This window comes from Pseudomonas sp. P1_C12, from assembly GCF_056406435.1.
This window is the reverse complement of the sequence record NZ_JBFUAE010000001.1, coordinates 634,814-655,781: the sequence shown is the minus strand read 5'-3', so window position 1 is coordinate 655,781 and position 20,968 is coordinate 634,814. Positions and strand designations below refer to the sequence as shown.

The 20,968-nt window shown below is 61.4% G+C and carries 19 protein-coding genes; 10 read left to right on the top strand and 9 right to left on the bottom strand.

Annotation, left to right across the window (positions count from 1 at the left end; all coding sequences use genetic code 11):
• The first annotated feature begins 204 nt into the window (after window positions 1-204).
• From pqqA to AC1D19_RS02945, 7 genes are all read left to right on the top strand, one after another.
• Entirely contained in the window at window positions 205-276 is a 72-nt protein-coding gene (pqqA, locus tag AC1D19_RS02975) for a pyrroloquinoline quinone precursor peptide PqqA (protein WP_003253598.1), read from the top strand.
• Between the two features lie 55 nt (window positions 277-331).
• The gene (gene pqqB / locus AC1D19_RS02970) at window positions 332-1,246 is read left to right on the top strand and encodes a pyrroloquinoline quinone biosynthesis protein PqqB (protein ID WP_477762329.1); all 915 of its coding nucleotides are present in this window, start codon (window positions 332-334) and stop codon (window positions 1,244-1,246) included.
• Between the two features lie 133 nt (window positions 1,247-1,379).
• Entirely contained in the window at window positions 1,380-2,132 is a 753-nt protein-coding gene (gene pqqC / locus AC1D19_RS02965) for a pyrroloquinoline-quinone synthase PqqC (RefSeq protein ID WP_477762328.1), read from the top strand.
• Window positions 2,129-2,401 carry a pyrroloquinoline quinone biosynthesis peptide chaperone PqqD gene (gene pqqD, locus AC1D19_RS02960; protein ID WP_477762327.1) on the top strand — a complete coding sequence of 91 codons (273 nt, stop codon included), beginning with the start codon at window positions 2,129-2,131 and terminating at the stop codon, window positions 2,399-2,401. Before pqqC ends, pqqD begins: the two co-directional genes overlap by 4 nt.
• Window positions 2,379-3,521, top strand: a complete 1,143-nt coding sequence (pqqE, locus tag AC1D19_RS02955; protein ID WP_477762326.1) for a pyrroloquinoline quinone biosynthesis protein PqqE — start codon at window positions 2,379-2,381, stop codon at window positions 3,519-3,521. The genes pqqD and pqqE overlap by 23 nt, the downstream gene beginning before the upstream one ends.
• Before the next feature lie 216 nt (window positions 3,522-3,737).
• Entirely contained in the window at window positions 3,738-4,901 is a 1,164-nt protein-coding gene (gene ercA, locus AC1D19_RS02950) for an alcohol dehydrogenase-like regulatory protein ErcA (RefSeq protein WP_116261192.1), read from the top strand.
• A complete protein-coding gene (locus AC1D19_RS02945; protein WP_477762325.1) occupies window positions 4,885-6,621 on the top strand; it encodes a PAS domain-containing hybrid sensor histidine kinase/response regulator in 1,737 nt (578 codons plus the stop codon). The genes ercA and AC1D19_RS02945 overlap by 17 nt, the downstream gene beginning before the upstream one ends.
• On the opposite strand, the gene AC1D19_RS02940 is transcribed toward AC1D19_RS02945, so the two are convergent.
• From AC1D19_RS02940 to copC, 6 genes are all read right to left on the bottom strand, one after another.
• Window positions 6,597-7,487, bottom strand: a complete 891-nt coding sequence (locus tag AC1D19_RS02940) for an aldose 1-epimerase (protein WP_477762324.1) — start codon at window positions 7,485-7,487, stop codon at window positions 6,597-6,599. The two genes, AC1D19_RS02945 and AC1D19_RS02940, sit on opposite strands and share 25 nt — an antisense overlap.
• A 58-nt stretch (window positions 7,488-7,545) precedes the next feature.
• The gene (locus AC1D19_RS02935; protein WP_477762323.1) at window positions 7,546-8,433 is read right to left on the bottom strand and encodes an SMP-30/gluconolactonase/LRE family protein; all 888 of its coding nucleotides are present in this window, start codon (window positions 8,431-8,433) and stop codon (window positions 7,546-7,548) included.
• A 52-nt stretch (window positions 8,434-8,485) separates the two neighbouring features.
• Window positions 8,486-9,310: an NAD-dependent epimerase/dehydratase family protein gene (locus AC1D19_RS02930; protein ID WP_477754760.1), complete on the bottom strand. Its 825-nt coding sequence runs from the start codon at window positions 9,308-9,310 to the stop codon at window positions 8,486-8,488.
• 192 nt (window positions 9,311-9,502) lie between these two features.
• Window positions 9,503-10,798 carry an OprD family porin gene (locus AC1D19_RS02925; protein WP_477762322.1) on the bottom strand — a complete coding sequence of 432 codons (1,296 nt, stop codon included), beginning with the start codon at window positions 10,796-10,798 and terminating at the stop codon, window positions 9,503-9,505.
• A gap of 295 nt (window positions 10,799-11,093) precedes the next feature.
• Window positions 11,094-11,951, bottom strand: a complete 858-nt coding sequence (gene copD, locus AC1D19_RS02920; RefSeq protein ID WP_477762321.1) for a copper homeostasis membrane protein CopD — start codon at window positions 11,949-11,951, stop codon at window positions 11,094-11,096.
• A gap of 3 nt (window positions 11,952-11,954) precedes the next feature.
• Window positions 11,955-12,320 carry a copper homeostasis periplasmic binding protein CopC gene (gene copC / locus AC1D19_RS02915; protein ID WP_477762320.1) on the bottom strand — a complete coding sequence of 122 codons (366 nt, stop codon included), beginning with the start codon at window positions 12,318-12,320 and terminating at the stop codon, window positions 11,955-11,957.
• A gap of 135 nt (window positions 12,321-12,455) precedes the next feature.
• On the opposite strand from copC, the gene AC1D19_RS02910 reads away from it, so the two are divergent.
• Window positions 12,456-13,076: a TetR/AcrR family transcriptional regulator gene (locus AC1D19_RS02910; protein WP_008017494.1), complete on the top strand. Its 621-nt coding sequence runs from the start codon at window positions 12,456-12,458 to the stop codon at window positions 13,074-13,076.
• 127 nt (window positions 13,077-13,203) lie between these two features.
• On the opposite strand, the gene preA is transcribed toward AC1D19_RS02910, so the two are convergent.
• From preA to hydA, 3 genes are all read right to left on the bottom strand, one after another.
• Window positions 13,204-14,478: an NAD-dependent dihydropyrimidine dehydrogenase subunit PreA gene (gene preA, locus AC1D19_RS02905; protein ID WP_477762319.1), complete on the bottom strand. Its 1,275-nt coding sequence runs from the start codon at window positions 14,476-14,478 to the stop codon at window positions 13,204-13,206.
• On the bottom strand, window positions 14,479-15,846 hold the full coding sequence (locus tag AC1D19_RS02900; protein WP_477762347.1) for an NAD(P)-dependent oxidoreductase: 1,368 nt from the start codon (window positions 15,844-15,846) through the stop codon (window positions 14,479-14,481).
• A gap of 155 nt (window positions 15,847-16,001) precedes the next feature.
• On the bottom strand, window positions 16,002-17,441 hold the full coding sequence (gene hydA, locus AC1D19_RS02895) for a dihydropyrimidinase (RefSeq protein WP_477762318.1): 1,440 nt from the start codon (window positions 17,439-17,441) through the stop codon (window positions 16,002-16,004).
• 541 nt (window positions 17,442-17,982) lie between these two features.
• On the opposite strand from hydA, the gene AC1D19_RS02890 reads away from it, so the two are divergent.
• Together AC1D19_RS02890 and AC1D19_RS02885 are read left to right on the top strand one after the other, a co-directional pair.
• Complete coding sequence (locus tag AC1D19_RS02890; RefSeq protein WP_477762317.1) at window positions 17,983-19,467, top strand: NCS1 family nucleobase:cation symporter-1; 1,485 nt, start codon at window positions 17,983-17,985, stop codon at window positions 19,465-19,467.
• 141 nt (window positions 19,468-19,608) lie between these two features.
• Window positions 19,609-20,892, top strand: a complete 1,284-nt coding sequence (locus AC1D19_RS02885; protein WP_477762316.1) for a Zn-dependent hydrolase — start codon at window positions 19,609-19,611, stop codon at window positions 20,890-20,892.
• Window positions 20,893-20,968 lie beyond the last annotated feature (76 nt).

Below are 20,968 nucleotides of genomic sequence, written 5' to 3'. Positions count from 1 at the left end.
TCGCAGCTCCTACAGGTTTGCGCAATACCTGTAGGAGCTGCGATGCGGCGACCCGACTTGCCAGCGAATGGCTGTATCTGACACCGCGCAACACCCCCTACCAAATCACCCCCAAAGCTCCTTCGAAAGTAGCATTCAGGCGCTCATCGCCCCGTGCATTAATGGCTCTACCGGAATCACCCGGCACAAGAAGAGGAATGACCCATGTGGACTAAACCCGCGTTTACCGATCTGCGCATTGGCTTCGAAGTGACGATGTATTTCGCCAACCGTTGATTGATCACCCGGCCAGCCGCTGCGTTGGCCGGGCCTGCCTTCTGGAGCATCTGCCATGCACATCCGCGTTCTCGGTTCCGCCGCTGGCGGTGGTTTCCCGCAATGGAACTGCAACTGCCGCCAGTGCGCCGGTGTGCGCAATGGCAGCCTGCGGGCCCAGCGCCGTACGCAGTCGTCGATTGCCCTGAGCGACGACGGCGTGGAGTGGGTGCTGTGCAATGCTTCACCGGACATTCGCGCGCAACTCGAGAGTTTTGCGCCCATGCAACCGGCGCGGCGCCTGCGTGACAGCGCCATCGCCGGCATCGTGCTGCTGGACAGCCAGATCGACCATTGCACCGGTTTGCTCAGCCTGCGCGAAGGCTGTCCGCATGCGGTGTGGTGCACCGAGCGCGTGCATCAGGACCTGAGCAGTGGTTTCCCGCTGTTCAACATGCTCGGACACTGGAACGGCGGATTGCACTGGCAACCGGTCGGCCTTGAGCGTCAGTCGTTCAACATCCCGGCCTGCGAGCATTTGCAGTTTCGCGCGATTCCCCTGGTGAGCAACGCACCGCCGTATTCGCCCAATCGCGGCAACCCGCAGCCGGGCGACACCATAGGCCTGTTCATCGAAGACCTGCGCAACGGCGCCTCGCTGTTCTATGCCCCGGGCCTTGGCCGAATCGACGATGAAGTGCTGGGCTGGATGCAGCGTGCCGATTGCCTGCTGCTGGACGGCACCCTGTGGCGCGACGACGAGATGCGTATCTGCGAAGTCGGCCAGAGCCTGGGCAGCGAAATGGGGCACCTCCCACAAAGCGGCCCGGGCGGCATGCTTGAAGTGCTGGAGGGTTTCAACCGCCAGCGCAAGGTGCTGATCCACATCAACAACACCAATCCGATCCTCGATGAAGACTCGGCCGAGCGGGCGCTGCTGGAGCGGCTGGGGATTGAAGTGGCTTATGACGGCATGAGTCTTGAGCTGTAGCCAAAGGCCCCATCGCGAGCAGGTCGGATCGCCGCACCGTCGCTCCCACAGGGGACACCGCCGATTCAATGTAGGAGCGAGCCTGCTCGCGATAGGGCCAGCGCGGGCACCGCAAAAACTCCCGGAGAATAAAATGACTGACACCCCCATGTCCCCCAGCGAATTCGAAGCCGCCCTGCGCGCAAAGGGCGCCTACTACCACATCCACCATCCCTTCCACCAAGCCATGTACGCCGGCCGCGCCAGCCGCGAGCAGATCCAGGGCTGGGTCGCGAATCGCTTCTACTATCAGGTCAATATCCCCCTGAAGGACGCCGCGATTCTCGCCAATTGCCCGGACCGCGACGTGCGCCGGGAATGGCTGCAACGGATTCTCGACCACGACGGCGTCCCCGGCAGCGAGGGCGGCATCGAAGCCTGGCTGCGCCTGGGCGAAGCGGTGGGGCTGGATCGCGAGCAGATCCTCTCCCAGGAACTGGTGCTGCCCGGGGTTCGTTTTGCCGTGGACGCCTACGTCAATTTCGCCCGTCGCGCCTGCTGGCAGGAAGCGGCCAGCAGTTCGCTGACCGAACTCTTTGCGCCGCAGATCCATCAATCGCGACTCGACGCCTGGCCGACCCATTACCCGTGGATCGACGTCGCCGGCTACGTCTATTTCCGCACGCGCCTGAGCCAGGCGCGGCGCGATGTCGAGCATGGCTTGCGCATCACCCTGGGGCATTACGTGACGGCCCAGGGGCAACAACGCATGCTGGAGATCTTGCAATTCAAGCTCGACGTGCTGTGGAGCATGCTCGATGCCATGAGCATGGCCTACGAGCTTGCGCGTCCGCCGTATCACACGGTCACCGGCGACAACGTCTGGCACCGGGGGATTGCCCTGTGAGCCTGATCGATCGCCAGCAGTCACCGGCCTTGCGTCGCGGTTTTCGTCTGCAATGGGAGCCCCGTCAGGACTGCCATGTGCTGCTGTACCCCGAAGGCATGATCAAGCTCAACGCAAGTGCCGGTCAGATTCTCGACCTGGTGGATGGCCAGTGCAGCGTGGCGGCGATCATTGATCGATTGAGCGCGAATTTTCCCGGGGTACCCGGTATCGACGAAGACGTGCTGGCGTTTCTGGAGGTGGCCCATGCGCAATTCTGGATCGAGTGAGACGCTGCCCGGGCCACCGTTGTGGCTGCTCGCCGAGCTGACCTACCGCTGTCCGCTGCAATGCCCGTATTGCTCCAACCCGCTGGATTTTGCCCGGCATGGCGAGGAGCTGAGCACTGCCGAGTGGATTCGCGTATTTCGCGAAGCGCGGGACATGGGCGCCGCGCAACTGGGCTTTTCCGGCGGCGAGCCATTGGTGCGCCAGGACCTCGCCGAACTGATCAAGGCCGCCCGGGACATGGGCTACTACACCAACCTGATCACCTCCGGCATCGGTCTGACCGAGCAGAAGGTGCGCGACTTCAAGGTCGCCGGGCTGGACCATATCCAGATCAGCTTCCAGGCCGCCGACGAGGCGGTGAACAACATGCTCGCCGGCTCGCGCAAGGCCTTTGCGCAGAAACTCGCCATGGCCCGTGCGGTGAAAGCCCAGGGCTATCCGATGGTGCTGAACTTCGTCACCCATCGGCACAACATCGACCGGATCGCGCAGATCATCGAACTGTGCCTGGAGCTGGAAGCGGATTTCGTCGAATTGGCCACCTGTCAGTTCTATGGCTGGGCTGAACTCAACCGCGTCGGCCTGTTGCCCACCCGCGAGCAATTGCAGCGTGCCGAGCGCATCACCAACGAGTACCGCCAACGGCTTGAAACCCAGGGCCACCCGTGCAAGCTGATTTTCGTCACCCCGGACTACTACGAAGAGCGCCCCAAGACCTGCATGAACGGCTGGGCCAACCTGTTTCTCGACATCACTCCCGACGGTACAGCCTTGCCTTGCCACAGCGCCCGGCAGTTGCCGGTAGCGTTTCCCAACGTGCGCGAGCACAGCCTCTCGCACATCTGGAACGACTCGTTCGGCTTCAATCGTTTTCGCGGCGATGACTGGATGAAGGAGCCGTGTCGCTCCTGCGACGAAAAGCACAAGGACCTGGGAGGATGCCGCTGCCAGGCCTTCATGTTGACCGGCGATGCTGGCAATGCCGACCCGGTGTGCAGCAAGTCGCCCCACCACAGGGTGATCCTCAAGGCCCGCGAGGAAGCCGAGGCACCGGGGTTGGGGATGGAGCATCTGACGCTGCGTAACGCGAAGGCTTCGCAGCTGATCTATCGCGGATAGTCTGGCGACACAAATCCCTTGTAGGAGCGAGCCTGCTCGCGATAGCGGTTGAACATTCAACATGTTTGTTGGTTGACACTCCGCCATCGCGAGCAGGCTCGCTCTTACAGTGGGCTGCGGTGAACTTGAATGTGCTACCCATTGGTCTGATTGCATTCACAGCTGGATGGTTTAGTGTGGTTTCTACCTTCCAAAACAATAAAAACAGGCTTTCCAATGAGCCAGAGTCTCAACCAGCTGCGCAAGTTCGTTTCACCTGAAATCATCTTCGGTGCCGGTAGCCGGCACAGTGTCGGCAATTACGCCAAGACCTTTGGCGCACGCAAGGTCCTGGTGGTCAGTGACCCCGGCGTGATCGCCGCCGGCTGGGTCGCCGATGTCGAAGCCAGCCTGCAGGCCCTGGGTATCGAATACTGCCTCTACAGTGATGTCTCGCCCAACCCGCGGGTCGAAGAGGTGATGCTCGGCGCCGAGCTGTACCGGGAAAACCACTGCGACGTGATCGTCGCCGTCGGTGGCGGCAGCCCGATGGACTGCGGCAAAGGCATCGGCATCGTCGTCGCCCATGGCCGCAGCATTCTCGATTTCGAGGGCGTGGACACCATCCGCGTGCCCAGCCCGCCGCTGATCCTGATTCCGACCACTGCCGGCACCTCGGCCGACGTCTCGCAATTCGTGATCATTTCCAATCAGCAGGAGCGCATGAAGTTCTCCATCGTCAGCAAGGCCGTGGTGCCGGACGTTTCGCTGATCGACCCGGAAACCACCCTGAGCATGGACCCGTTCCTGTCGGCCTGTACCGGCATCGACGCCTTGGTGCATGCCATCGAAGCCTTCGTGTCCACCGGCCACGGGCCGCTGACCGATCCCCATGCGCTGGAGGCGATGCGCCTGATCAATGGCAACCTGGTGCAAATGATCGCCAACCCGACCGACATCGCCCTGCGCGAAAAAATCATGCTGGGCAGCATGCAGGCCGGGCTGGCGTTTTCCAACGCCATCCTGGGCGCGGTGCATGCCATGTCCCACAGCCTCGGCGGCTTTCTCGACCTGCCCCACGGCCTGTGCAACGCGGTGCTCGTCGAGCACGTGGTGGCCTTCAATTACAACTCGGCGCCGGAGCGCTTCAAGGTGATCGCCGAGACCTTCGGCATCGACTGCCGAGGCCTGAATCACCGGCAGATCTGTGGGCGCCTGGTCGAACACCTGATCGCCCTCAAGCACGCCATCGGCTTTCACGAAACCCTCGGTTTGCATGGCGTGCGGACCTCGGACATTCCGTTCCTGTCGCAGCATGCGATGCACGATCCATGCATCCTGACCAACCCGCGCGAATCCAGCCAGCGTGATGTCGAGGTCGTCTATGGCGAAGCCCTCTGACGAGCAACAACGAGCCCTGGCCGGGCTGCTGGGGCTGGGCAGCCATTCGGCGCGCAAGAGTCATTACCCGGAACTGGCCGCGCGCCTGGATGATCTGGAAGCCGAGCGTAACCGCTACAAGTGGCTGTTCGAAAACGCGGTGCACGGGATCTTCCAGGTCAGCCTGCACGATGGCATGCGCGCCGCCAACCCGGCGCTGGCACGCATGCTCGGCTACCAGGACCCGCAGGAGGTGCTGTTCTCCCTGACGGACCTGGCCAGCACCCTGTTTGTCGACGGCGCGCAGGAGCTGGAAAACATCGGCGAAATCCTCAGGTACCAGCGCAGCCTGCACGGCTATGAAACCCGCTTGCGGCGCAAGGACGGCAGTCATCTGGATGTATTGATGAACCTGTTGCTCAAGCCCGGCCAGGAAGGGCTGGTGGAAGGGTTCGTTTCCGATATCACCGAGCGCAAACTGGCCCAGCAACGCCTGCAGCAACTCAATGACGAACTGGAGTTGCGCGTCGTCGCGCGCACCAATGAATTGCTCGAAGCCAACCGTAACCTTCAGCAGCAGATCACCCAGCGTAAACAGATCGCCCGGGCCTTGCGCGACGCCCGCGATGCCGCCGAGGCCGCCAATCACAGTAAGGACAAATACCTCGCCGCCGCCAGCCACGACCTGCTGCAACCGCTGAACGCCGCGCGGTTGCTGATTTCGACCCTGCGCGAACGCCAATTGCCGGAAGCCGAACAACTGCTGGTGGAACGTACTCACCAGGCCCTGGAAGGGGCCGAAGACCTGCTGACGGATTTGCTCGACATTTCCCGGCTCGATCAGGCCGCGGTCAAGCCGGACATCGCCCCGTACCGCCTCGACGAACTGCTCGGGCCGCTGGTCTCGGAGTTTCAGTCCGTCGCGCAGGCGGCCGGCTTGAACCTTCGGGTGCGCATGGCCGATTACGCCATCAGCACCGACTTGCGGCTGATGACGCGGATCCTGCGCAATTTCCTCAGCAACGCCTGCCGCTACACCGACGAAGGCAGCATACTGCTGGGGGCAAGGCGTCGGGGCGAGATGTTGCGCCTGGAGGTCTGGGACACCGGGCGTGGCATCGCCGCGGACCGGCTCGATTCGATCTTCCTCGAGTTCAACCAGCTGGACGTCGGCCGCGCCGCCGACCGCAAGGGCGTGGGCCTGGGGCTGGCGATTGTCGAGCGCATCGCCAAGATCCTTGGCTATAAAATCGGCGTGTACTCGTTGCCGGGGCGGGGTTCGATGTTCAGCATCGAGGTGCCGATATCCGACGAGGTTCCATTGCCCGTGAGCCAGGCGGTGCCACAACCGGGCACCGGCAACCCGCTGCCGGGCCGCCGTTTACTGGTGCTCGACAACGAAGTGAGCATTCTCGAAAGCATGAGCGCGTTGCTTGGGCAGTGGGGCTGCGACGTGCTGACCGCCACCGATGAAGCGGCTGCGCTGGCGGCGCTACGAGGGCAGGCGCCGGAACTGATTCTCGCGGACTATCATCTCGATCACGGGGTGGTCGGCTGTGATGTGGTGCGACATTTGCGCGAGCATTTCCACCAGGACATTCCCGCGGTGATCATTACCGCCGACCGCACCGACCATTGTCGGCGTGCGTTGCAGCGGCTCAACGCACCCTTGCTGAACAAACCGGTGAAGCCCGGCAAGTTGCGCGCGGTGTTGAGTCAACTGTTGGCGGCGCCAGCCTGAAGCGGCCGATACTGCAGGGTAAAGCACAGTTCGGTGGATTGGCCCTGTTCCAGCAAACGCAAGCCTGGCCGACCGGGCAGGTGGTGCGCGTTGACCGGGTGGCTCACCGGTTCGATACAGAAAAACCCCTGACCCACCGGGCAGTAGAGCAAATAGTAATCGCTGCCTGTGGCCTGGCAGTCGAGTTCATAGCCGAGGTCGGGTTGATGGATCAGGCAGTGGCCGTCCCATTCACAGAAACCGTTGTCCACCAGCGCTTCGGGCAATGACTTGAGTTGCTGAAAATCCCACTCGAGCGGCAATGCGCTGAGTTCTGTCGGCAGTTTTGCCCCGTCGCACAACCACACGTGCCTGGCCGGTGCCTGTAGTCGGGTGTTCGCTGTCCGCGGCAGGTACGGGTGCAGCCCCAAACCATGCCACGCCGCGTTTTCAGCCTGGTGCGTGACGTGCATTTCGATGCTCAGCTTGCCCGCGTACAAATGGAAGCGTTGCCGGGAGCGCCAGGCGAAGGGTGTTGTGCTGTCCAGTTGCAGGATTACTTCATTTTCAGATCGGGAAATCACCTGCCACGGCTGCTGCCAGGCGCTGCCGTGAATCGGCAGGGGATCGGTGAGGCTGTTGGGCGTCAGTGCCAGCCAGCCGTCGGGGCAATCGAAACCACCTTCGGCAATGCGATTGGACCAGGGGATCAAGGGAAAGCAGCCAAGCTTGCCGGGCAGGCCGGTGTTCAGGGCATGCGCATCGGCGCGGCGCAACAAGGGTTGGCCAGAGCTGCGCGCGGTCCAGTTGACGATGCTGCCGCCGAGTTCCGGGGCGAGGGTGAGATGGGTGAATTCGTCTTCGAGTTCGATCAGTGTCAGCGACATAGTGACCTGCTACTTGATTTTTGAGGTTTATCCCTCGCCACAGAAGCTCCCTCATCATTCAATCGTTGAAAAGGGGTTCGGGTAAACCTGTTACGCCGGGGTTGAGGGTGAACACGCCACCGGCCAGTGATTGCGGGTCATGGTCGTCGCCGGGGCGGATCGAGGTCACGAACAGCGTGTCCAGTCGAGGGCCACCGAAGGCGCACATGGTGGGTTTTTTGACCGGTATGGCGAGGGAGCGGTCAAGTCGGCCGTCGGGGGTAAAACGGTGGATCAACCCGGCATCGTTGGCGCAAATCCAGTAGCAGCCATCGGCGTCGACCGCCGCGCCATCGGGACGCCCACAGTACTGATTCATGTCGACGAACACGCGTCGATTCGAAGGCGTACCGGTGTCGATGTCGTAGTCGAAGGCCCAGATCTGCTGGACCTGGGGATGGGAGTCGGACAGGTACATCGTGCGTCCGTCCGGGCTGAAGCCCAGGCCGTTGGGCACGATGAAACCGCTCAGTCGGGCGTCGAGCGGCTCGCGCTGCCCGGCGCTGTAGCGATACAACCTACCCTCGGCGGCGTTGGCGCCCATGTTCAGCACCATGCTGCCGGCCCAGAAGCGTCCCTGACGATCGCAACGGCCGTCGTTCAAACGCATGTCGGTGCGGGCATGGTCGACGCGGGCCAGCCGTTCACTGTCGAGGCTGCCGTCGTTGCGCGGATGCAGGTGGAAGAACCCGCTTTCCATGCCGGCGACCCAGCCTCCGTCACGATGACGGGCGATGCAAGCGAGCATCTCCGGGGTTTTCCAGGCATCCACCTGCCCGGTTTCGGCACTCCAGCGCTGTAAACCGCCAGCGGGAATATCGACCCAGTACAGCGCGTTTTCCTCAGGCACCCAGACCGGGCTTTCACCGACGGCGTTGCGGGCGTCGACAATCAATTCGGCTTGCATGGCAACTCATTCCCTTGGTTTTTGTCGTGGGGATCAAGTGAGCGGCGCGGGCTCAGTCGCCGAACGGACCGGCTGCGCAGAAGGCGCCACCCTGATAGAGCCGCGCCGGGTCGTCGGCGGCTGGCATCGGCTGGGCTTCGATTTTTTCGCGGAACACTTCGGAACTGTCCTGCGGGGCAAAACCCAGGGCCGTGGCATAACGGTTGTCCCACCAGATGTCCTTGTTGTCGGACATGCCGTAGACCACGGTGTGGCCGACATTCGGCGTGTACAAGGCGCGTTCGAGCAGTCGGGTCAGGTCGCCGAAGCTCAGCCAGGTGCTCATCATCCGGCGGTTATGCGGTTCCGGGAACGAGGAGCCGATGCGCACGCTGACGGTCTCGATGCCATAGCGGTCGAAGTAGAAGGTGGCCATGTCTTCGCCGTAGGACTTGGACAGGCCGTAGTAGCTGTCCGGGCGGCGAGGGGAGTGGGCGTCGATCACTTCGTCCTGCTTGTAGAAGCCGATCACATGGTTGGAGCTGGCGAAGATCACCCGCTTCACGCCGTGGCGGCGCGCCGCTTCGTAGATGTGGAACACGCCGCAGATGTTGGCGCCGAGGATCTCTTCGAACGAGCGCTCGGTCGACACGCCGCCGAAGTGCAGGATCGCGTCCACGCCTTCGACCAGTTGATGCACCGCCTGCTTGTCGGCGAGGTCACAGGGCATCACTTCTTCGCGGTCATCGATAGCCGGCGCGATATCGGCGATATCCGACAGGCGAATCACATTGGCGTAGGGGCGCAGGCTTTCGCGCAGGATTTTCCCGAGGCCACCGGCGGCGCCGGTCAGCAGCAGGCGATTGAAAGGGGGGCGGGCGGTTGCTGTGGTCGTCATGGGAATCCTGGACACGCGGTTGTTGTTATTGGTTTGTTGTAGGTTGTCGTATGACTGTGCTGGAGTATCCTTAGGGTTTCCGGCACTTGTCAACGCGACATTGGTGGAAATTGACGGAGGGTCATCGCAATGCTCGATCTCTGTAGGAGCTGGCAAGCCAGCTCCTACAGGGGGTGTGTTGAACCTTGCGGGTTACAACAACGAAATCGGATAACTGATGAACACCCGGTTCTCATCGAACTCGTTGGTGCTGAAGCTCTTGCGAATGCTCGCATTACGCCATTTCACGTTGAGGTTTTTCAGCGGGCCGCTCTGCACCGTGTAGGCCAGTTCGGATTCGCGGCCCCATTCCTTGCCGTCGGTGATGGCGCCGGTGTGCACATTGTCGCCACTGATGTAGCGGTTCATCAGGGTCAGGCCCGGAACGCCCAGGGCGACGAAGTTGTAGTCGTGGCGCACTTGCCAGGATTTCTCCCGGGCGTTGTCGTAGCTGGAGTTGTAGCTGTCGTTGGCCAGGGTGCCGCCGCTGGTGCCGTTGACCCGCATCCAGACGTTGTCACCGGTGAGCTTTTGCAGGCCGACGTAGAAGGTGTTGCCGCCATATTTGGCCGAGAGCAGGGCGAACTCGGTCTTGTTGTCGAGGTCACCGGCCTTGGCACTGCCGTCTTCCTTGCCGATGAAATAGCCCAGGTTGGCGCCCAGGGTCCAGTTGCCGACGGGCTGGCTGTGGGTCAGGTTGAAGTATTGCTGCTGGTAGATGTCACTGAGTTCCGAGTACCAGACGCCGACCTGCGTGCGCTTTTCATTGAACGCATATTCACCGCCGCCGAAGTTGAAACGGTCCGAGGTAAACGCCGCTTTGCCGTTCATGAACATGTCTTCCATGCTCGCGTCGTTACGCGGGCTGTTTTTCTGGAATTGACCGCCATACAGCGTCAGGCCGCTTATTTCGCTGGAGGTCACCTGAGCGCCCTGGAAGGTCTGCGGCAGCGAGCGGCCATCGTCGGAACGCAGGATCGGCAGCACTGGCATCCATTCGCCGACCTTCAATTCGGTTTTCGAGACCTTGCCTTTGAGCGCCACGCCGAGCCGGCCGAAGTTGTCGGCGGGGCGGCCGTCGTCGTGGATCGGCAATAACTGCGTGCCACCGGTGCCTTTGCCGCCATCGAGCTTCTGCGAGTACAGGCCCAGTACATCGACACCGAAGCCCACGGTGCCCTGGGTGAAACCGGACCGGGCGTCGAGAATGAAGTTTTGCGTCCACTCTTCAGCCTTGCCCTGGGGATAGGCCGGGTTGGTGTAGTTGCGATTGATGTAGGCGTTGCGCAGGTTCAGCGTGGCCTTGGCGTCGTCAGTGAAACCTTCGGCCTGGCAGGTGATGGGCAGGACGAGGGCCAGGCCGCTGCAGCCGATCAGGCTCAGGGTATGACGACGGGTAAAGTCTGGACGCGAAGAACGGGCGGAGGAATTGCGGACGAGCTTGCTCACTGTGACGCTCCATTGTTTCTTGTTGTTTTTATCGTTGTCATATGTCGTCGTACAACGTTGGCGGCGATATTTGCGGGATTTTCGAGGGTTGTCAATCGGAAGTTATACGATGACTTGCGAGGGTAGGGACTGAGGGATGGCACTTTGTGGGAGCGAGCCTGCTACAGGAGATTGATTGATGCCATCCAGCATTTTTTGAACAAAGCCGATCTGTAGGAGCTGGCTTGCCAGCGAAGGCGTCATCACGGCCACCACCGCTTCGCCGGCAAGCCGGCTCCTACAGGAGATGAGGTTATTAGTTGGAAATCATGGGGGGCAGGGTGCCTAGCAGCGAGACCGCCGCCACTGCGCCGAGCCCCAGCATCCACTCCAGCATCACGCTGGCGCGCAAGGTTGGCAGACGCTGCTCGCAATCATTGATCCGCAAGCGATTGAACAACGCCAGGCCCAGCATCGAGGCCACCAACAATGCCTTGATCGACAGGATCAAGGCGAAACCGCTGAACAGCGGAGTCGGCCAGAATGCCCCGGTGAGTACCCGCACATTGATCAGCCCGGTGATCAGCAACCCGGCGACCAGGCCGTAACCGACGCCGCTGAAGCGCTGCAACATCACGCGGATCGAATGCCCATCGGGTTGACGCAAGATCATCACCAGCAGCATCAAGCCGCCGAGCCAGGCACCCACGCAGAACAAGTGAATGAGTTGATTGAGGATCAGCAAATGCCCGGCGGTGCCATCGAGCATGGCGCCGTGACCGACCGGGGCCAGCGTGGCCACCAGCAAGCCGCTGAGGATCAGGCGCAGCGCAAGGCTGGCGCGTAGTGGGGTCAGCAGCGACGCCAGTAGCAGCAGGTTGATCAGCAAATGCCAGCGCCAGACCTGGCCGAAAAAGGTGTTGCCCAGCACCAGGCCCAGGGTCGACGGATCGAAGGCCGCGTCCCACGCCCCGGCCATGCTCGCGGTAATCAGCAGCAACCAGCAGACCCCGCTGGCCAGCGCCACCACGGCCAGCCACCGGCAGGTCCGTGCCAGTCGCTGATCCAGTGCCGTTTCGCCATTTGCAAGCAAGGGCCTGAACACCCAGCCCCCGAACAGCATCAACACCACGATGAAATGCAGGAAGCGGCACAGCACCAGCGCGCTCGCCATGAATTACTGGCCAACCTTGAAGGCGTAGGCACCTTCGCTTTTGTGGGTGTCGACCGACACTGCGTGCCATTCGACTTTGTAGGCCCCGGCGGCCAACGGCGCAGCCGGGGTGACGATCAGGGTCTTTTTATCGCTGCCTTCGGTGGTCAGCGCTTTGATCGCTACCGGTGCGCCATCCCGGGTCAGCATGACTTTGGTGAAACTGGCCTCGATACCCTCGGAGAACTCCAGGCGCAATTGCGCTGGCGCGGCCACGGTGCTGTCGGCGGCCGGTGTCTGGCTTTTCAGGTGGGCGTGGGCAAACACCGAAGAAGCGGCGAGCAGGGAGCCGAGCAGGGCAGTGACGGTCAGGGTTTTCTTGAGCAGCATCGTGGGGACCTCAGGCAGTTTCCAAGTGCGCAGAGTTTAGCTTTACGACAGCGGTTGTACGAAGTTTCGTTTTCCCCTGTCGCCGCGGTCCAGAGCGGATGCTAGTCTTGCCCAACGTTGTTGTCGGGGATCCGCATGGGCAATCACAAGATCGAGATTCGTCGCAGTAACGTCGAAAAAATCCTGCTGGGGGCGGAAAAGGTCTTCGCTGAAAAGGGCTTCGGCAGCACCGCCATGGCCGACATCGCCGCCGAGGTGCAACTGCCGCGTTCCAACCTGCACTACTACTTCAGCACCAAGACCGAACTGTACAGCGCCGTGCTGTTCGACTTGCTGGAAGTCTGGAAGCAGGACGCGCTGTGCTTCGAGATGTTCGATGACCCACGCGTGGTACTCAGCAGCTACATCCGCGCCAAGATGAACCATTCCCGCAGCCGGCCATATGGTTCGAAAGTCTGGGCCAATGAAATCATCCACGGCGCGCCGACCCTCGGCGCAGCGCTGGACGCGAGCCTGTACGACTGGGCCAAGATGAAGGAAGCGAAAATCCGCCAGTGGGTGGACGACAAACGCATCCTGCCGGTGGAACCCTCGAGCCTGCTGTACATGATCTGGGCCTCGACCCAGCACTATGCCGACTTCGATCACCAGGTGAATATTCTCAACGATCATCAGCCGCTGTCGGACATGCAGTTCGAAAAAGCAGTGCAGACGGTGACCAGTGTGATTTTGCGGGGGATTGGGTTGGAGCCTTAGACCGACAGGATTTGCATTGTCCGAAAAGATCGCAGCCTCGTTTCACTCGACAGCTCCTACAGGATTGCGCGTTCCCTTGTAGGAGCTGTCGAGTGAAACGAGGCTGCGATCTTTTGATCTTCAGCGATCAAACGGCAACGTGATACGGATTCCTCGGATCATGATTCCAGTCCAGGAACGGCTTGCCCGTCTCCACCGGCACCATCTCGATGCAGTCCTGCACCGGGCAGGTGATCTGGCACAGGTTGCAGCCCACGCACTCCTCATCGATCACTTGATACTTGTGAGTGCCGTCCGCTTGCTTGAGGCTGGCCACGGCCTGGTGCGATGTGTCCTCACAAGCGATATGGCAACGACCACAGCCAATACACGCCTCCTGATCGATTTTCGCGATCACCTGATAGTTGATGTCCAGGTACTTCCAGTCCGTGGTGTTGCCCACCGCGCGGCCGGAAAATTCCGAGATGCTGGCGTAGCCCTGACTGTCCATCCAGCGCGACAATCCGTCCTTCATGTCCTCGACAATCCGGAAACCGTGCAACATCGCCGCGGTGCACACCTGCACTGAGCCGCTGCCCAGGGCGATGAATTCCGCGGCGTCGCGCCAGTTGCCGATGCCGCCGATGCCGCTGATTGGCAGGCCCTGGGTCTGCGGGTCGCGGGCGATTTCGGCGACCATGTTCAAGGCAATCGGCTTGACGGCCGAACCACAATAACCGCCATGGGTGCTTTGGCTGCCGACCATGGGGTTGGCGACCATGCGTTCGAGGTTGACGCTGGTGATCGAGTTGATGGTATTGATCAACGACACCGCATCGGCACCGCCTCGATGGGCGGCGCGGGCGGCGACGCGGATGTCGGTGATGTTCGGCGTGAGCTTGACGATCACCGGCAGCGAGCAATACGTCTTGCACCAGCGGGTGACCTGTTCCACGTATTCCGGCACCTGGCCGACTGCAGCGCCCATGCCGCGTTCCGGCATGCCGTGGGGGCAGCCGAAGTTCAGTTCGATGCCGTCGGCACCGGTGGCCTCCACCAGCGGCAGGATGTTTTTCCAGGACTCTTCGACGCAGGGCACCATCAACGACACAATCAGCGCGCGGTCCGGCCAATCCTTTTTGACCTGGGTGATTTCCCGCAGGTTGATCTCCAGAGAGCGGTCGGTGATCAGCTCGATGTTGTTAAAACCGAGTACTTCCCGGTTAGCCCCGAAGTGCGCCGAGTAGCGCGACGACACGTTCACCGCCGCCGGGTCTTCCCCCAGGGTTTTCCAGACCACGCCGCCCCAGCCGGCCTCGAAGGCGCGGACCACATTGTAGGCTTTGTCGGTGGGGGGCGCGGAGGCCAGCCAGAAGGGATTGGGTGCTTTGATGCCGGCGAAGACAATCGACAGATCGGCCATTTACGCAGCCTCCACATTGAGCATCAGTTGAGCATTGATTGCCTCGGCGGCGCGCTTGCCATGCTGCACGGCTTGCACGGTAAGGTCTTGGTCGAGGCTGGTGCAGTCGCCGCCGGCATACACGCCGGGGATGCTGGTGCGCAGGTTTTCATCGACTTCGATGCGCTCGCCCTGGCGTTTGAGCTCACGGGCCAGCGGATCGCTGAGGGTGCTGCCGTCGAAGGCCTGGCCGATGGCCTTGAAGATCGCATCGGCGGCCAGTTCGAAGGTTTCACCAGTGGTTTGCAGGCGACCTTCCACCAGATGGGTTCGGGCGAAACGCATGCCGCGCACGCGGCCTTGGTCATCGAGCAGCACTTCTTCGGGTTGTGCCCAGGTCATCAGCCGCACCTGATTGGCCTTGGCAATGTCCTGTTCGTGATGGGTGGCACCCATGTCCTCGACGCCACGGCGGTACACCAGATTCACATCGTGGGCGCCGAGGCGGGCCATTTGCACCGCCATGTCGATGGCGGTGTTGCCTGCGCCGAGGACAATGCAGTGGTCGGCCAGGGGCAGTTGGCTCAGGTCATCGGCCTGGCGCAGTTCGCGGATGTAGTCGGTGGCGGCGAGCAGGCCGGGCGCGTCTTCGTGGGCCAGGCCCAGCTGTTTGCTGGCGTTGAGCCCGAGGCCAAGGAACACCGCATCGAACTGTTGGTGCAGTTCGCTGAGGGTCAGGTTCTCTCCGAGTTTCTGCCCGTGGCGGATTTCGATCCCGCCAATCTGCAACAGGAACTCAAGCTCCTTTTGTGCGTAGTCATCCACCAGCTTGTATTTGGCGATCCCGTATTCGTTGAGGCCACCAGCCTTTTCCCGCGCCTCGAAGATCACCACGTCATGCCCGTGCATGGCACTGCGGTGGGCGCAGGACAAACCGGCCGGACCGGCACCGACCACGGCGATGCGTTTGCCGGTGGCGGCAGCGCGCTGGAAGGGGTGCGTGCTGAAGTGGGCGTTGTCCACGGCGTAGCGTTGCAACAGGCCGATCATGACCGGTGCACATTCGTGAGCGTTGTTGCGCACACAGGCTTGCTGGCAAAGAATTTCCGTCGGACACACCCGGGCGCAACTGCCGCCGAGGATGTTGGCCGAGAGGATTTTCTGCGCGGCACCTTGCACGTTGTCCTGCGCAATGTTGCGAATGAACGAGGGAATGTCGATCTCGCTCGGACAGGCATTGACGCAGGGCGCGTCGTAGCAATACAGGCAGCGCGAGGCTTCCAGGTGCGCCTGACGCTCGTTGAGCGGCGGCGCCAGATCGGTGAAATGGCCGGCGAGGGCGGCCGCATTCTCAACGGGATGCGGGAGGTGGTCCAGGGTCTTGATCACGGTATTGGCCTCACGGTTATTTGAGGTGCTGCCTCTGATGGGCATTGTTTTTTCGGTGTTTGTGACGACGCCTTCGCTGGCAAGCCAGCTCCTACAGGTTGGAATACATTTCCCTTGTAGGAGCTGGCTTGCCAGCGAAAGGCCGAAGGCCGCTCTCAGCGTTTCACGGCAACAGGCTTGTGCAGCTCAGCCCGCTTGCTCAGCAAATCAAACACCGCCGGGTACGCCGGCCGTTCGATGTAGCGCCCGGCCCCACGTTCGGCCCGCAGGTCGCCGTCGGCCCAGACCACGCGGCCCTGGCTGATGGTGTGGCTGGGCACGCCGCGCACGGTCTTGCCTTCGAAGATGTTGAAGTCCACCTGCTGATGGTGGGTCTTGGCGGAAATGGTCCGCGTGCCTTGCGGGTCCCACAGCACCAGGTCGGCATCGGCACCGACGCGGATCGCGCCTTTGCGTGGGTAGAGGTTGAAGATCTTCGCCGTGTTGGTGGACGTCAGCGCGACGAATTGCTGCATCGAAAAGCGTCCGCTGTTCACGCCTTCATCCCACAACACCGCCATGCGGTCTTCGATGCCGGCGGTGCCGTTGGGGATCTTGCTGAAGTCGTCGCGGCCGGCGGCTTTTTGCTCGGCGCAGAAGCAGCAGTGGTCGGTGGCGGTGGTGTGCAGGTTGCCCGATTGCAGGCCATGCCAGAGCGCCTCTTGATGGCCGCGAGGGCGGAACGGCGGGCTCATCACGTAACCGGCGGCGGTTTGCCAGTCCGGATCGCGGTAGACGCTGTCGTCCAGCAGCAGGTGCCCGGCTAGTACTTCGCCGTAGACCGGTTGCCCTTTGCCCCGAGCGTAGGTGATTTCGTCCAGCGCTTCCTTGGTCGAGACGTGGACCAGGTACAGAGGCGTGCCCAGGGTTTCGGCGATGCGGATCGCCCGGCTCGCGGCTTCGCCTTCAACCTGGGAAGGGCGCGACAGGGGATGCGCTTCCGGCCCGGTGATGCCCTGGGCCATCAGTTTGCGTTGCAGGTGATACACCAGTTCACCGTTTTCCGCGTGAACGGTCGGCACCGCGCCCAGTTCCAGGCAGCGTTCGAAACTCGCCACCAGGGTGTCATCGGCGGCCATGATCGCGTTCTTGTAGGCCATGAAATGCTTGAAGCTGTTGACGCCGTGCTGGCTGACAAGCTCGGCCATTTCCTCGCGGACCTGCTCGCTCCACCAGGTAATGGCGACGTGAAAGCCGTAGTCCGACGCCGACTTCTCGGCCCAGCCACGCCACTGATGGAAGGCTTCGAGCAAGGATTGCTGCGGATTGGGAATCACGAAATCGATGATCGAGGTGGTGCCGCCGGCCAGTCCCGCCGCCGTGCCACTGTAAAAGTCCTCGCTGGCCACAGTGCCCATGAAAGGCAGTTGCATGTGGGTGTGCGGGTCGATGCCGCCGGGCATCAGGTACTGGCCGCTGCCGTCGAGCACTTCGGCGCCTGCAGGTATATCGAGATTTTCGCCGATGGCCTTGATCACGCCGTCTGCGCAATACACATCGGCGCGATAACTTTCATCATGGGTAATAACGGTGGCGCCACGGATCAACAGAGACATTCCGAGTTCCTCGCAGGCAATGACCGGCTTATGCCGGTTCTAGATGTTCTATATAAAAACAGCCCGGACAGATTTATTCCTGTCAGCACTGTCAGGAATAAACGCTAGCTGCACTTATCAGAATCGGCAAGAATATTTTTTATAAGCTTATGCAATTGTTAACTATTTGATATTTAAAGAATAAATATAGCAATCACCAAAATGGTGAGACCGCTCACCATTTTGACGCACTTGACAGGATCGAAAAATAGTCAAGATTTCCTATGTGAAATCAGCTGTTTGAGTATGGTCTATGGTTGATGCGCAGCCATTGAAAAAAAGATCAACGCACCAGTTTGAGTCCTGACTGTCCGGACAACTTGCCTGGCATTCGGCCTGAGTGGCCTGACAAATAGTCGAGTCAGCGAATAAAACTGATAAATATCAGTTGGTTGCAATGTGTTTATGGAACTGCCCGATGCGTAATCGGGGCACACGGCACGTTTATTGATGCCGCCAGACCCTGATGAGCAACAATAATCAAAAGAACAGTGGAGCGGCCATGCAACAGATCAGATCGCAAGTGACCGAGCGCGACGGCTTGTTCGAGCTCGAAGCCGGCAGCGATGTCCTCGACAGTCCCCGTTACAACCACGACATTGCACCGACCAAGGTGCGCGAACGCACCTGGAACAAATGGCACATCACCGCGCTGTGGGTCGGCATGGCGATCTGCGTGCCGACCTACACCCTCGGCGGTGTGCTGACCGCCTACTTCGGCCTGAGCGTCGGCGAAGCGCTGCTGGCGATTCTGTTCGCCAATATCATCGTATTGATTCCCCTGACGCTTAACGCCTTTCCCGGCACCAAGTACGGCATTCCCTTTCCGGTGTTGCTGCGCTCGTCCTTCGGCGTGCTCGGTTCCAACATTCCGTGCCTGATCCGCGCCCTGGTGGCGTGTGGCTGGTTCGGCATCCAGACCATGTTCGGCGGGCTGGCGATACACCTGTTCCTCGGTTCGGTGTTCGAGGGCTGGAAATCCCTGGGCGGCACCGGCGAAGTCATCGGCTTCATGGTGTTCTGGGCGCTGAATCTGTGGGTGGTGATTCGCGGCGCCGAGTCGATCAAATGGCTGGAAACCCTGTCGGCGCCGCTGTTGGTGCTGGTGGGCGCAGGCCTGCTGGTCTGGGCCATGCCCAATGTGTCGATGAGCGAATTGCTGGCAATTCCGGCCAAGCGTCCCGAAGGCGCCGGCGTGGCCAGCTACTTCGCTGCCGGGCTGACGGCGATGGTCGGTTTCTGGGCCACGCTGTCACTGAACATCCCGGACTTCAGCCGCTATGCAAAAAGCCAGAAGGACCAGATCGTCGGGCAGATCATCGGGTTGCCGCTGACCATGTTCCTGTTCGCGTCCCTGGGCGTGGTGATGACCGCCGCCTCGGTGAAACTGGTGGGGGTCACGGTGTCCGATCCGGTGACCCTGATCGGTCATATCCAGAGCCCGGTCTGGGTCGCACTGGCGATGGCGCTGATCATCATCGCCACGCTGTCGACCAATACCGCAGCGAATATCGTGTCGCCGACCAATGACTTCCAGAACATCGCGCCCAAGGCGATCAACCGTACCAAGGCAGTATTGCTCACCGGGTTTGTCGGGTTGGCATTGATGGCCCATGAACTGCTGAAAAAACTGGGCCTGATTGTCTCGGACGTCAGTCTCGAAACCGTCTATTCCAACTGGTTGCTTGGCTATTCCAGCCTGCTGGGACCAATTGCCGGGATCATGGTGGTGGACTATTTCCTGATCAAGAAACAGCAACTCGACCTTGCCGGCCTGTACCGCGATGACGTGTATCCGGCGTGGAACTGGTGCGGTTTCATGGCCTTTGGCGTGCCGGTGGTGTTGACGTTGCTGTCCCTGGGCAGCGATGCGTTCAGCTGGTTCTACAGCTATGGCTGGTTCACCGGCTCGGCCCTCGGAGGGGTGATTTATTACGGGTTGAGTGTGATGCGGCCCAGCCCGTCTGTCGCGAAATCCGCGGTGTAGCGAATGGCCCCTTCGCTGGCAAGCCAGCTCCTACATTGCAAACGCATTCCCCTGTAGGAGCTGGCTTGCCAGCGAAGACGATCTCAAATCCACCGAAGAACTGCCTGAAGAAATACATAAGAACAGCCTGAGGAGATCATCATGAACGCAGCCGTAGACGTTCTGCAGTCCAGCCATCAGCACATCAACCGCGACCGCCTGTGGCAATCGCTCATGGAACTGGCCAGGCTCGGCGCCACGGTCAAGGGCGGCGTGTGTCGCCTGGCCCTGACCGACCTCGACCGCCAGGCCCGGGACATCTTCGTCAAGTGGTGTATCGATGCCGGCTGCACCGTCAGCATCGACGCCGTCGGCAACATCTTCGCTCGCCGTCCCGGGCGCAACCCCGACCTGCCGCCGGTGATGACCGGCAGCCACATCGACACCCAGCCCACCGGCGGCAAGTTCGATGGTTGCTTCGGTGTGCTGGCGGGCGTCGAAGTGCTGCGCACCCTAAACGACCTGAACATCGAAACCGAAGCGCCGCTGGAAGTGGTGGTCTGGACCAACGAGGAAGGCTCGCGCTTCGCCCCGTGCATGATGGGTTCCGGCGTGTTCGCGGAAAAATTCACCCTCGAGGAAACCCTGGCCAAGGTCGATGCCGATGGCGTGACCGTGGGTGAAGCGCTGAATGCCATTGGCTACGCTGGCCCGCGTAAAGTCAGTGGCCACAAAGTCGGCGCTTATTTCGAAGCCCACATCGAGCAAGGCCCGATCCTTGAAGACGAACGCAAGACCATAGGCGTGGTCATGGGCGCCCTCGGGCAGAAATGGTTCGACCTGAAACTGCGCGGCGTCGAAGCCCATGCCGGCCCGACTCCGATGCACCTGCGCAAGGACGCCCTGGTCGGTGCCGCGGTGATCGTCGGAGCGCTCAATCGCGCCGCCCTCAGCCATCAACCCCATGCCTGCGGCACCGTCGGTTGCCTACAAGCCTATCCCGGCTCGCGCAACGTCATCCCCGGCGAAGTGCGCATGACCCTGGACTTCCGGCACCTGGAACCGGCGCGCCTGGACTCGATGATCGACGAAGTGCGCGAAGTCATCGAAACCACCTGCGACGAACACGGCCTGACCTTCGAGCTCACGCCAACGGCCGACTTCCCGCCGCTGTACTTCGACAAAGGCTGCGTTGAAGCCGTGCGCGGCGCCGCCCAAGACTTGGGCCTTTCGCACATGGACATCGTCAGCGGCGCCGGGCACGACGCGATCTTTCTCGCCGAACTCGGCCCGGCCGGGATGATCTTCGTGCCGTGCGAAGGCGGCATTAGTCATAACGAAATCGAAAACGCCGCGCCGGACGATCTGGCGGCGGGGTGTGCTGTGTTGTTGCGAGCGATGCTGGCGGCTTCGGCGGCGGTGGCGAAGGGCGAGTTGACTGCCTGAGCCTAAAAAGATCGCAGCCTTCGGCAGCTCCTACAGAGAATTGTGTACCCCGTAGGAGCTGCCGAAGGCTGCGATC